The organism is Cupriavidus sp. HY129 (assembly GCF_059492215.1).
Genome location: NZ_CP083255.1, coordinates 2,690,314 through 2,702,113, shown reverse-complemented (window position 1 = coordinate 2,702,113; position 11,800 = coordinate 2,690,314). Strand labels below are relative to the sequence as shown.

The window sequence follows — 11,800 nt, the reverse complement described above, 5'->3', positions numbered from 1 at the left end:
GTGCGCTTTCCACTTTCAGCACGGCAATGATCAACATGAAGCAAGCCAGCATGAAACAAGCCAGCATGAAACAAGCCGGCGTGAAGCAGGCAATCGGCCAGTTCGTTCTGCTGGCGCTCGGCGTATGCGCCTCGTCGACGGCTCTCGCGGCCACGGCTACGGATTCGGGCAGGCCACTCGCGCTGCGCGTGCAGCACGAACTGTCGGCACTCGGCAAGGATGGCGTGAAGCGTGATGTGTCGTTCGGCGAGCGTGTCTATCGCAACGGTGACTCGGTCTGGATCGAGCGCGAAGTGCCGGCGAGCGTGCGGCATGCGCATGACGAGGCAGAACATGCGGCGGGTGACAAGGGCCACAAGCACATGGATGTTTCCACGGCGGCGCGCTGGATCGAACGCAAGCCCAACGGCGAACTGAATGTTCGGCTCGTCAGCGATCAGATGCGCAAGACCTTCGAGGTGCGCCAGGGTGACTACGGCAATATCGGTTTCGATGGTTCCTGGGCCGCGGCGAGCCATCTGCTCGACCCCGCCCTGCTCAAGACGATGAAGGCCAACGGGCCCGTACGCGATGGCGTGCAGGAATACACGGCCCGCCGCGGCGACGAGCGCGTGACGGTGCAATGGGATGTGGCCGGGCAGTATCCGCGCCTGGTGCAGTCGCTCAACACGAGCGGCACACAGAAGAAGATCACGCGTGTCACGTCGGTCGCGACGCCGGCGAGCGCGCCCTGGTCTCGCACACGCGGCTACGCGCAGGGCGATTACTCCGATCTGCTGGACTGACGCGCCGATTCACTCGGTTATCCGCTGAGCCGCCGGACAGCGCCGGACAGCTCTGGGTGCTCAGCGGCCCGACGGGGTGCGAATCGACGTGGCGATATCGCGGCTCACCGAGGCGAGGGCGCGGTTATGCGCCGAGATGATCGCCTCGAAGCCATCGCCGGCAACGGCCTCGCGTACCACCGAGCGCCCGGCGATCGCCGGCTGTTTCCCCGGCGGCTGGATGGTCCATAGCGCATCCATCGACACGGCGACGGCCGGCTCCGTATCCAGACTCAGGATATCCACGCGGACACGCCAGGCCGGCATTGCATTCGAACCCGTATCGACGACAGTCACCTGATCGGACCCCAGCATGGTTCTCAGATCTGCGGCAATGACCTGGGAGATTTCGGACTTGAGCGGCTCGGCCCAGCGTGCGAATTCGTTGACCTTGACTTCGTTGGCCGAGACACGTGTCACGATCTGAGGCCGGTCGACCAGATCCGGTATCGTCACCGGCCCGACGACGACACGGACTGGTGTCGCGGTGGAGGCACGCTCCACAGTGTTGTCCGGATCAAGCGTGTAGAACCGCGCTTTCGGCGAGCTGCAGCCGGCCAGCAGCCCGATGAGCGCCACGAATGCCACGCTTGCGCTGGCGATCGACCTTGTCACGCGTTTCATGGCTTGTCCTCCGATTTTCCGCGTATCAGCGCTTCGGGGTGTTGCTCCAGATAGTCGGCAAGCGAGCGGAGCGCGGCGGCCGTACGTGCGAGTTCCTTCATGGCGTCCGCCGTGTTCTGCTGCAGCGCCGAGTCGGGGCCGAGCGCGGTGTTGGCGGAGTCGAGCGTGGAGCGTGCCGATGCCAGCGTGTCGCGTGCTTGCGGCACGAGCTCCGAGTCCAGCCGCGTCAATAGCGAGGTCGCGTTGCGGAGCATGTCCTTGGTGTTCTGGCCGATCTGCGCAAAGGGCACGCTGTTCAGTTGCGCGACAACGCGTGTCAGGGATTGCTGCAGCGACTGCAGATCGCCCTGGATGGACGGAAACTCCGGCGGGCTTTCGTTCCAGTTGATCTTGGCCTTGGGTGCGTTGGGGAAGAAATCCAGCGCGATATAAAGCTGCCCGGTCAGCAGGTTGCCGTTCCGCAATTGCATTCGGAGCCCTTGGGAGACCAGGAAGTCGCCAAGCTCGCGGGGATTTTCGGCTACCGGGCCCAAGGCGGCCCCGGTGCGGTAACGCGACGTGAATCGTCCCGGGTAGAAGTTTATTTCCACCGGAATGCTGAACTTGCGCGTCGCCGGATCGTAGCGCGTGTAGATACCAGTGACCTCGCCGATCACGATGCCCCGGAACTCGATCGGAGCGCCGACGGCCAGGCCGCGCACCGTGTCCGTGAAATTGACCACGTAGTGATGCACGACGCTGTCCTGGCGCTTGAGTGCGGTGACACGGTCATGGAACAGCGCGAAGGTCGATCCTGCCGCTGCAGCAGGTTGGTCCTGCGCTTCATACGGGGTCTCGAAGCCAATGCCACCGATCAGGATCGACACCACGGACTGGGTGTTCACGCGCAAGCCGCTCGTATCGAGCGAAACGTCAACGCCGCTGGCGTGCCAGAAGCGTGTGCCCTGCTGCACGAACCGGTCGTACGGGGCATTCACGAACACCTTGAGCGTGACGCCACGCCCGTCGGAGTCGAGGTCGAACGCGGTGATCTGTCCCACCTGAAGGCGGCGAAAGTAAACCGGGGAGCCGACATCGAGCGAGCCCACGTCCTCGCTCTTTAGCGTGAACTCGCGGCCCGGCACGTCGCTGGTGAATGCGGGCGGCGTCTCGAGCCCGACAAAGTCGTGGCGCGTCGCCGTCGCCGTGCCGGTATCGGTGGCGATATACGAGCCGGACAGCAGTGTGCCGAGGCCGGAAACGGACCCGCCCGAGATGCGCGGCCGCACCACCCAGAAACGCGTGTTGTCGACAAGCAGGCGTCCGGCGTCCTTGGCGATCTCGGCGGTCACCACCACGCGCTTGCTATCGGGGGAGAGCGCCACCGACTTGACTATGCCGATGTCGACGTCCTTGAACTTGATCTTGGTCTTGCCGGCCTCCAGGCCCTCGCCGGTCTTGAAGCTGACGGTGATCGTCGGTCCTTGTTCGATCACGGCCTTCACCGCGAGCCAGCCGCCGATCAGCACGGCGATGATCGGCACGAGCCATATGAGCTGCAGGCGCCAGCGCGAGCGCGATGGCGCCTTGGCGACGGCTTCGGGGAAGTCCGGGGTATCGGGGTCCTGGCCTGGACTGGTCATGTTTGATGCTCCGCTTCATCCCAGATCAGCCGCGGATCGAATGTCATCGCGGCGAACATGGTCAGTACCACCACGGCGCCGAAGGCGATGGCGGCGGGGCCGGCCTGGATCGTGGCCAGGGCCTTGAATTGCACCAGTGCGACGAGCACGGTGATCACGTAGATATCCAGCATCGACCAGCGGCCGACGAACTCCACCACGCGATAGATTTTCGTGCGGCGCTTCGGCGCAGAGGTGGAATGAAACTGCGTGGAGAAGGCGAGGTAGCCGAGCGCGAGGATCTTGAGCATCGGTACCGCAATGCTGGCAATGAACACCACGATCGCGAGCATCCACGAGCCTGATGTCCACAGGTATGCGACACCACTCAGGATCGTGTCGTTCTCCGCGCCGAACAGCGAACTCGTGTACATGACCGGCAGTACGTTAGCGGGGATGTACAGCACGATGGCGGAAATCAGCAATGCCCAGGTGCGTGTCAGGCTCGCGGGTTTGCGGCTATGCAGTGTCGCGCCACATCGCGGGCAGGCCAGCGCATGGTCACGCGTGTGGGCGCTGGTCAGCAGTCCGCAATCGTGGCACGAAAGCAGGCCGCAATGCGCCGCCGTGATGGGGCCCGAAACGATTGGCGGTTCCAGATGCGCGCGTGCACCGCCGGTTGCGCGCACTGCCGAGAAGTGTGCCCATAGCGAATGCGGGTCGAAGGCCGTGTGGGCCCCGACCAGCACGAGCATCAGCGCGCCGAACGACCAAAGTGCGACGCCGGGCACTACCGACGCGATGTGCGCGAGCTTGACCAGGGCCACCAGCAGGCCAAGGATCAGCACCTCGGTCATTCCCCAGGACTCGGCCTGATGGCAGAGCCGCAACACCTGAGGCGCAAACCAGGGCTTGCGACCCAGACGCAGCGGCAGCAGGATCCACAACATGCCCACGGTCTGCAGCACCGGCATCACGATGGTCGTGACAAGGACCAGGATGGCCAGCGGCCACATGTCGCCGTGAAACAGCACGCGCACCGCGCCAGCGAGGGTCGTTTGCACCAGCGTGCCGCTGACGGAGAGACCGACGATCGGGTAGAGATTCGAGATGCCCAGCAGCACCAGCGCGCCGAGCGCAAGGGCCAGCGCTTGCTCCTGGCCGTCGGGGCGGTTGCGGGCAAGTTCAGCGTCGCAGCGGCAGCATCGCAGCGTGCCCTTGACGGGCACGGGCAATGCGCGCTGGAGCAGGTCGCATTCGGGGCAGGCGATCAGATCGGTGCGGGTCATGCGCCACCTCCGTGACGTGTTCGGCCTTGACGATCGTGCTTTGCCTGTTGATATCGCCGATGCCGGAGTGGCTTCCTGGTCCTTTCCTCTTTGCACAGGCGTCAAGCCACACGCGGCTCGTGGGAGCCACTGCAGCTAAGCCTATCAATCGACGCCTGGATCGGGTAGGGGACTTTGGTCCAGCATCGCCGTGCTACGCACGGGATATGCCCGGCGTAATCGGTGTAACCGTTGAATGAAACAGCATGGATCAGCGCCCGGAGCGCTGATCCATCTGCCCCAGCACGTGCCGCGCGTGTCCCGAGCAGTCTTCGTCGTCGGCAAGGTTCTCGATGTCGTGGGCGAGCGCGAGCAGGTCGCGCCGGGTGCCTGCCAGCCGCTGTTCCAACAATTCGATCTCGCCGGCCTTGCGCCGCAATACCTCGATCAGTTTTTCGCGCGGCCAGTCGTTGAGATGGGTCGGAAGGATGGCGCGGATTTCGTCGAGCGAGAAGCCGGCGTTCTGGGCTCGCAGGATGATTTCTAGCCGTGTCAGCGTTTCCGGGGCGTACTCACGGTAGCCATTGGCCTGCCGCTGTACCGGCTGGAGCAGGCCACTTGCCTCGTAGAACCGAATGCGCGAGGCGGCCACGCCGCTCAGGCGTGCCAGTTCTCCAATCTTCATCTGCAGTGTTCCAGGGGACTTGACATTAAAGTTGACTTTAAGCTTAGGGTTACGCAGTCGTCAACGCAATGCGCAAATGCCTGCGAACCCCAGCCATGAAACTGTTCACGCCCCTCACCCTGCCCAACGGCGCAGTCATTCCCAACCGCCTGGCCAAGGCCGCCATGGAAGAGAACATGGCCGATGCGGACCATGCGCCATCCGACGCATTGTTGCGCCTCTACGAAGCCTGGGCCGCGGGCGGCGCCGGCCTGATGCTTACGGGCAATGTCATGGTCGATCACCGGGCAATGACCGGACCGAATGGCGTCGTGCTGGAGAACGACGCCCAATTGGATCGCTTCCGGCAATGGGCGCGGATCGCGCGCGCGCGCGGCGCCCACGTCTGGATGCAGATCAACCACCCCGGCCGCCAGATGCCCGCCGCGCTGGGACAGACCACGCTGGCGCCGTCAGCGGTTCCGCTGGAACTGGGCGCGCTGTCCAAGCAGTTTCCCGTTCCCAGGGAGATGACGGCAGCCGACATCGACGATGTGCGCGAGCGCTTCGTCCGCAGCGCGCAACTGGCCGAGCAGAGCGGCTTCACTGGGGTGCAGATCCACGCGGCCCATGGCTATCTGCTCAGTCAGTTCCTGTCGCCGCTGGCTAACCGGCGACAGGACCAATGGGGCGGCCCGATCGAGAACCGCGCGCGCCTGCTGCTCGACATCGTACGTGCGGTGCGGCAGGCGGTGTCGCCAGCTTTCGTGGTGTCCGTCAAGCTGAACTCGGCTGATTTCCAGCGTGGGGGATTCAGCCCCGATGACGCGAAGCGCGTGGTTGAACTGCTCAATCCGCTCGGCGTCGATCTGGTGGAACTGTCGGGCGGCAGCTACGAAGCCCCGGCCATGCAAGGGCAGGCGCGGGATGGCCGCACGCTCGAGCGCGAGGCGTACTTTCTGGCCTTTGCGCGCGATATCGCTGCCATCGCGCAGATGCCACTGATGGTCACGGGTGGTATCCGTCGCCGCGCCGTGGCCGACCAGGTGGTCGATAGCGGCATTGCGATGGTTGGCATCGCTACCGCGCTGTCCATCGATCCCAACCTGCCGCGCGACTGGTTGGCGGGCAGGAACAACGCGCCCGCGCTCCGCCCGATCACATGGAAGAACAAGGTGCTGGGTTCGCTGGCCAACATGGCCGTGGTCAAGTTCCAGCTCAAGCGGCTCAGCCAGGGACGCGGCACGCATCCACGGGTCTCCCCGCTCAGGGCACTGGTCGTGCAGCAAATGGCCAACGCCTGCCAGACAAGGCGTTACAAGCGCTGGATGATGGGACGGGAGTTGGGCTAAGGGTAATAAAGGGTAAGGGGCCGGCCCACTATCGCTTCTGATTCGCGGCTTCGAATCCGGCGACGAGGGCATCGAGCAAATGCCGCACGGCGGGCACCATGCCGCGCCGCGTCGGAAAGATCGCGTGCACGAGCCCACTCGTCGAGGCCAGTTCGGGCAGCAGATGCAGCAGCCGGCCTGACTGCAGATCCTCTTCGATGAATTCCCTCGGCAGCATGGCCACGCCGACGCCGAGCATCGCGGCGATTCTCAGGCTAGCGATATCGTCCGTTGCGAGTCGGGGGCGGTGCGCGAAAGCACGCTCCTTTCCGGCGGCATCGACGAGATTCCAGATGTATCGCTCGTTGTTGCTGGCCATGGCAATGGTCGGCCAGTCCTGTAGCGATTCGATCGAGGCTGGCGGGGCGTGCAGCCTTGCCAGTTCCGGACTTGCGACAAGGACAAACGTGGACAAGCCCAGTTGCCGGACCGCGAGGTCGGTGTCCTCCAGCGGCGCGGGCCTGACGCGGATCGCGAAGTCCAGCCCTTCCTCGATGACGTCGACGCGGCGATTGGTGGCATCGATCAGAACCTGCACCTGTGGGTTGTCGCGCACGTAACGGGAAACCGTCTCGGCGACACCCGAGCTGAGAAGCGCAACCGGGCAACTGATCCGCACGGTGCCCTGTGGCTGCGAGCGGGTCTGGTCGACGATCTCCTTGGCGGCCCTGGCTTCGGCCACCACCGCAAGGCAGTGCTGGTGAAAGTGCCGCCCGGTCTCCGTCAGCGACAGGCTGCGGCTGGTGCGGTTCAGCAGGCGCACGCCAAGCGCCTCTTCCAGTGCGCGGATGCGCCGGCTCAGTTTCGAGGTCTGCTGGCCAAGGCTACGGGCGGCGGCAGTGAAGCTGCCGCGATCCACCACTTCGGCGAACAGCCGAAGGTCGTTGAGGTCCGGTATCTGATCCATGTGGAGGGGCCTTCAGGATGATCGGATCATCCTACTGGTGGCAACGATGCTTTGCAAACGCGGATATTTCGCCGTTGTCGTTGCTTGTCTAGCATTCATCCCAACCAGAGACCACGCTAAATCGTGCGGGTCGATGGGAGAGCCGGCCGATCGCGGACGGCCTGACCGAGGGGATGGAAATGCTCGTACACCGGCGTTGGGAATCACTGGATGCAGCCGATCATGGCTGGCTCCGCGCGAAGCACCACTTCCAGGTCGATGCCGCTGGCAACCCCGCGCATCGCCCGCTTGGCTCGCTGATTGTCTGGAATGACGACGAGATAGCGGTCGATGGAGGCTTTCCGCTTCATGGGCACCGCGACATGGAGATCGTCACGTATGTCCGCCAGGGGACGCTCGAACACCGCGACACGCTGGGCTCTACCGGCACGATCCGGGCGGGACAGGTTCAGGTGATGAGTGCCGGCCGTGGCATTCGTCACGCCGAGTCCAACCGCGGCAGCGAGACGCTCAGGCTCTATCAGATCTGGCTGCTGCCGCGCGAGCGTGGCGGTGACCCGCGATGGGAGACCCGGCCTTTTCCCGAGGCTGACCGATCCGGACGCTTCGCGGTACTGGCCAGTGGATTTCCCGGCGACGGCGACGCACTGCCGATCCGTGCGAATGCTCGGCTTCTCGCCGCGACGCTCGGGCCCGGCGATCGCCTCACACATTCATTCGCTCCACACAGCAACGCTTACCTCGTGGTGGCTTCGGGACGTATCGCCGTGGATGGCGAGTTCGTCGGGCGACGCGATGGGGTGGCGATCACGAACGCCGCATCCATCGACGTCGCGGCGCTTGAACACTCTGAACTGGTGATGGTGGAAACCTGTTGAGAGTCACTTGATCCATCCACCTCGAAGCACTTTCGTCTGAAAGGACATGACCATGGAACACAACAAGTACTTCCCGCTACTCGGCCGCATCCTGCTCGGTGCGCCATTTCTCATGAGCGGTCTCGGCAAACTGGCCGCATATGGCGGAACCGTTGGCTATATTTCCGCAGTCGGCCTGCCGGCGGCGCCGCTGGCATACCTGATCGCGGTGGCGGTCGAGGTGGGCGGCGGCGTGATGCTGTTGTCGGGTTATCGGGTGCGCGCGGCGTCGCTAGTGATGGCGGCATTCTGTGTGGCGACAGCCGTTTTCTTCCATCACAACTTCGCCGATCAGAATCAGATGATTCACTTCCTGAAGAATCTGATGATCGCGGGCGGCCTTTTGCAGATCGCCAGCTTTGGCGCGGGCGCATGGAGCCTGGACGCGCGTCTTGCGGGGCCGGCGCCGCGCAAGACGGCGTTGCGGGCGAACTGATATCGGCGCTTGCTTGGCAAGCATGACCTATTGCCTGCAGGAGGCAACCAATGCAGAACAGTATTCCAACGCTGTTGCGGCGCAATCTTGAAGAGGTCTTCGGCGAAATCGATCCGGCGCGCAGGCGCCGCGCCATCGACGATATCTTTACTGACGACAGCGTGTTCTACGATCCGAACAGCGGTGTCCATCGTGGCCGCGACGCGATCGACAGGATTGCAGGTGTTATCAAGGCGTCGCATCCGGACTTCCGGTATCAGCCGATTGCCGAGCCCGAGGTGGCGGGGGACGGGGGGCGCATTCGATGGGTATCGGGGCGTCCTGGCGAAGCGCCTGCGTATGCGGGTACCGACTTCATCGTTGCCAGGGACGGCCGCATTGTCGCCGTTTATCTCTTCTTCGACGAATTGCCTTGAGTCGTGGCGCGCCCGCCCCAAAGGCTGGCGCTGCCGAATCCCTCCGGCGTTGCCGGAACCATAGAAACCTCATGAAGGAGTCTGCAAATGTCCAAGGTCCTGGTGCTGTATTACTCCACCTACGGGCACGTGGAAGCCCTGGCGGAGGCAGTCGCTGAAGGCGCTCGCGCCACCGGCGCTACCGTCGATGTCAAGCGGGTACCGGAAACGGTGCCGGCGGCGGTAGCCGAGGCTTCCCACTTCAAGGTCGACCAGAAAGCGCCGGTAGCCACGGTGGAGGATCTGGCTAACTACGACGCCATCGTGGTCGGCACGCCAACGCGCTTCGGGCGCATTTCCTCGCAGATGGCCGCGTTTCTCGATCAGGCCGGTGGCCTGTGGATGCGCGGCGTGCTGAACGGCAAGGTCGGTGGCGCTTTCACGTCTACTGCCACTCAGCACGGCGGGCAGGAAGCCACGCTGTTCTCGATCATTGCCAACCTGCTGCACTTCGGCATGACTATCGTCGGCTTGCCGTACAGCCATCAAGGGCAGATGACGCTGGATGAAATCGTCGGCGGGTCGCCGTATGGCGCGACGACCATCGCTGGTGGACAAGGGCAGCGTCAGCCGAGCGCCATCGAACTCGCGGGTGCGCGCCACCAGGGCGAACTGATCGCGAAGACCGCGAACAAGCTGTTCGGCTGAAGTTGTGTATCGCTAGCTGAGCGGCCTGCCGGTGGCAGTCGGGCAGGGAGTGGCGTCTTGCCTGGGCGTCGCTTCCTTTCGCCCATGGCGGAACGGCGCGCTCGGGTGCTAGAAGTTATGCCGCATGGCCAGTGCAAAGGTCTGCGGGTCGGCGCCGGCCTTCACGCCCAGACCGTTGATGGCGAAGTCATAGAGGGCGTTCCGCTTGTTATTGATCCGGCTGTAGTAGGTATAGATCGACGTGCGCTTGGAAAGCGGATAGTCGTAGCCAACAGTGATCTGCGTGGCGCCGGTCTCGGGGCCGGCATGGAATGACCCAATCGTCTCGGTCGCATTGCCCGCGCCGTTGCTGGCGAACGTGAAGCCGATCTTCACGCTGCCGGGTCCGAGCTTCTGGACCAGTGAGGTGTAATAGCTGTTGCGCGTCAGGTCGCCGGTGGCAGTGCGATAGTGCAATCGCTCGTACACCAGGGCGATCGTCGTCGTGGGGAACTGGTAGGAGACGCCGACCTTCATGCCATCGTCGTTACGGCCGGCGGTCTGATAGTGCTGATGGATCTCGTAGGCCATCGACACACTGAGCGGGCCGCGTTCGTACGCACCCGCGAACGAGTACAGCGCCGGATTACGCGGCACGCTGATCTTTTCTTCCGGCAGGCCCCAGGTCATCGCGCCGCTTAACCCGTGCCATTGCGGCGACTGGTAATGCAGGGAGTTCTGCTGGCGCCGGTCGAACGAGTTGGTGTTCTGGACGTTGTCCGTGGTGGCGGCCGCGCCATTGCCCATGATCGACATATAGCCGGCGGTGGTCGGGTAGTAGGGGTCGAGGGTCTTGGTCGAAGTGGTATAGGCCGTATCCCAGTTGCCCATGAATACGGTGCCGTACGGGCTGGCCATGCCGAGCCGCGTGTCGCGTGCAGCGATCTGCCCCGCGCCGGTGTCGATCGACAGCGTGCTCTCGACCTGCCAGATGGCCTTGAGCCCATAGCCGAGCGCTTCCTCGCCGCGAATACCGAAGACGGACCGGTTGTTGGTCAGCCGCGCAGTGCCACCCAGGTGGGTGCCGTCGGTCGCGGTGGAGGCTGACGCGTATTCGACGGCCGTATTGAGTCGCCCGTAAATCACAACGGATGACTGGGCGTTGGCCGTGCCGACCAGGCAGGTGGCCGAGGCCGATAACGTCGCCAACGCCGCCAGGGGGCGCATCCAGTGCCACACGCCAACTCTTGTCATCTCGCGCTCCCCCGTTGGTTTGATTCCTATAGTAGTGAAGCGTCGCACGGACGGGAATCGACGCTGATCGATAGAGGGACCACTACAAGGGAATCATGGCGCTCGAGAACCAGAAACCTATTCCGGCCAGCATGCACGGCTGTGTGCTGTCGTTTGTCGCAGGCTTTGTCGACGTGGTTGGCTTTGTCGCCCTGTTCGGGCTGTTCACGGCCCACGTGACCGGCAACTTCATCATGATCGGCGTGGAGTTGACCGGGAACTCGGACGGCCTGGCGACCAAGCTGCTGGCACTGCCGGCCTTTGTCATCGCGGTGGCCGCCACACGTGTGCTCGAGGCGAATTTCGCGCGACGCCAGCGTCCCGTGGTTGCGCTGCTGCTCGCCATCGAATGCCTGTTCCTGCTGCTGTTCATCGGCACCGGGCTTTGGGCGAAGGCTGGCGCTGGCCTGACTGCCAATGCGTTGCCGTCCACGCTTGCGGGAATGCTGGCCGTGGTGGCCATGGGCATCCAGAACGCGTTGTCCCGTACCGCGCTGGCCGACCTGGGGCCGACCACCATCATGACTGGCAACACCACCCAGGTCGTGATCGATCTCGTCGATCTGACTTCCGCCAGCCCGGAACAGACCGGGGCGATCGTCACGCGGCTGCGCAAGATGCTGCCAGCCGTGGTGGGGTTTGCCGCCGGCGCGGTGCTCGGCGCGCTTGCCTATCAGGCGGTCAGTTTCTGGTGCGTCTTTCTGCCGGTGCTGCTGCTGGCGGCGGTGTGTCGCCAGCGTTGGCCCGGCCGGGTGGCGTTGGCCTGAACCGAGGTTCACCAGCCGCCGAAATT

13 protein-coding genes are annotated in these 11,800 nt (G+C 64.1%); 7 read left to right on the top strand and 6 right to left on the bottom strand.

All coding sequences use genetic code 11. From position 1 onward, the window contains the following. Positions 1-50: 50 nt before the first annotated feature. Complete coding sequence (locus K6G35_RS28455) at positions 51-785, top strand: hypothetical protein (protein ID WP_051705427.1); 735 nt, start codon at positions 51-53, stop codon at positions 783-785. A 60-nt stretch (positions 786-845) separates the two neighbouring features. On the opposite strand, the gene K6G35_RS28450 is transcribed toward K6G35_RS28455, so the two are convergent. The 4 genes from K6G35_RS28450 to K6G35_RS28435 form a co-directional block, all read right to left on the bottom strand. Beyond that, the gene (locus tag K6G35_RS28450; protein ID WP_008644315.1) at positions 846-1,448 is read right to left on the bottom strand and encodes a PqiC family protein; all 603 of its coding nucleotides are present in this window, start codon (positions 1,446-1,448) and stop codon (positions 846-848) included. After that, positions 1,445-3,070 (bottom strand): PqiB family protein, encoded by a 1,626-nt coding sequence (locus tag K6G35_RS28445; RefSeq protein WP_008644314.1) that lies wholly within the window; start codon positions 3,068-3,070, stop codon positions 1,445-1,447. The genes K6G35_RS28450 and K6G35_RS28445 overlap by 4 nt, the downstream gene beginning before the upstream one ends. Further along, positions 3,067-4,338, bottom strand: coding sequence for a paraquat-inducible protein A (locus K6G35_RS28440; protein ID WP_035883221.1), 1,272 nt, complete (start codon positions 4,336-4,338; stop codon positions 3,067-3,069). The genes K6G35_RS28445 and K6G35_RS28440 overlap by 4 nt, the downstream gene beginning before the upstream one ends. 250 nt (positions 4,339-4,588) lie before the next feature. Continuing rightward, positions 4,589-5,002 (bottom strand): MerR family transcriptional regulator, encoded by a 414-nt coding sequence (locus tag K6G35_RS28435; RefSeq protein WP_495676737.1) that lies wholly within the window; start codon positions 5,000-5,002, stop codon positions 4,589-4,591. Positions 5,003-5,097: 95 nt separating this feature from the next. On the opposite strand from K6G35_RS28435, the gene K6G35_RS28430 reads away from it, so the two are divergent. Beyond that, the gene (locus K6G35_RS28430; RefSeq protein ID WP_495676736.1) at positions 5,098-6,333 is read left to right on the top strand and encodes an NADH:flavin oxidoreductase/NADH oxidase family protein; all 1,236 of its coding nucleotides are present in this window, start codon (positions 5,098-5,100) and stop codon (positions 6,331-6,333) included. Between the two features lie 28 nt (positions 6,334-6,361). Here the strand turns inward: K6G35_RS28430 and K6G35_RS28425 are convergent, their stop codons facing one another. Beyond that, positions 6,362-7,279 (bottom strand): LysR substrate-binding domain-containing protein, encoded by a 918-nt coding sequence (locus K6G35_RS28425; protein WP_495676735.1) that lies wholly within the window; start codon positions 7,277-7,279, stop codon positions 6,362-6,364. Between the two features lie 179 nt (positions 7,280-7,458). On the opposite strand from K6G35_RS28425, the gene K6G35_RS28420 reads away from it, so the two are divergent. From K6G35_RS28420 to wrbA, 4 genes are all read left to right on the top strand, one after another. After that, positions 7,459-8,157: a pirin family protein gene (locus tag K6G35_RS28420; RefSeq protein WP_035883356.1), complete on the top strand. Its 699-nt coding sequence runs from the start codon at positions 7,459-7,461 to the stop codon at positions 8,155-8,157. Positions 8,158-8,209: 52 nt separating this feature from the next. Next, complete coding sequence (locus K6G35_RS28415; RefSeq protein WP_008644305.1) at positions 8,210-8,632, top strand: DoxX family protein; 423 nt, start codon at positions 8,210-8,212, stop codon at positions 8,630-8,632. A gap of 50 nt (positions 8,633-8,682) precedes the next feature. Further along, positions 8,683-9,048, top strand: a complete 366-nt coding sequence (locus tag K6G35_RS28410; protein WP_008644304.1) for a nuclear transport factor 2 family protein — start codon at positions 8,683-8,685, stop codon at positions 9,046-9,048. An 87-nt stretch (positions 9,049-9,135) separates the two neighbouring features. Continuing rightward, complete coding sequence (wrbA, locus tag K6G35_RS28405) at positions 9,136-9,735, top strand: NAD(P)H:quinone oxidoreductase (protein WP_008644303.1); 600 nt, start codon at positions 9,136-9,138, stop codon at positions 9,733-9,735. Positions 9,736-9,843: 108 nt separating this feature from the next. Here wrbA and K6G35_RS28400 read toward each other — a convergent pair whose 3' ends face one another. Continuing rightward, positions 9,844-10,941, bottom strand: a complete 1,098-nt coding sequence (locus K6G35_RS28400) for a porin (RefSeq protein ID WP_495677145.1) — start codon at positions 10,939-10,941, stop codon at positions 9,844-9,846. 122 nt (positions 10,942-11,063) lie between these two features. Between K6G35_RS28400 and K6G35_RS28395 the strand changes: the two genes are divergently transcribed. Further along, positions 11,064-11,774 (top strand): YoaK family protein, encoded by a 711-nt coding sequence (locus K6G35_RS28395; protein WP_186425682.1) that lies wholly within the window; start codon positions 11,064-11,066, stop codon positions 11,772-11,774. Positions 11,775-11,800 lie beyond the last annotated feature (26 nt).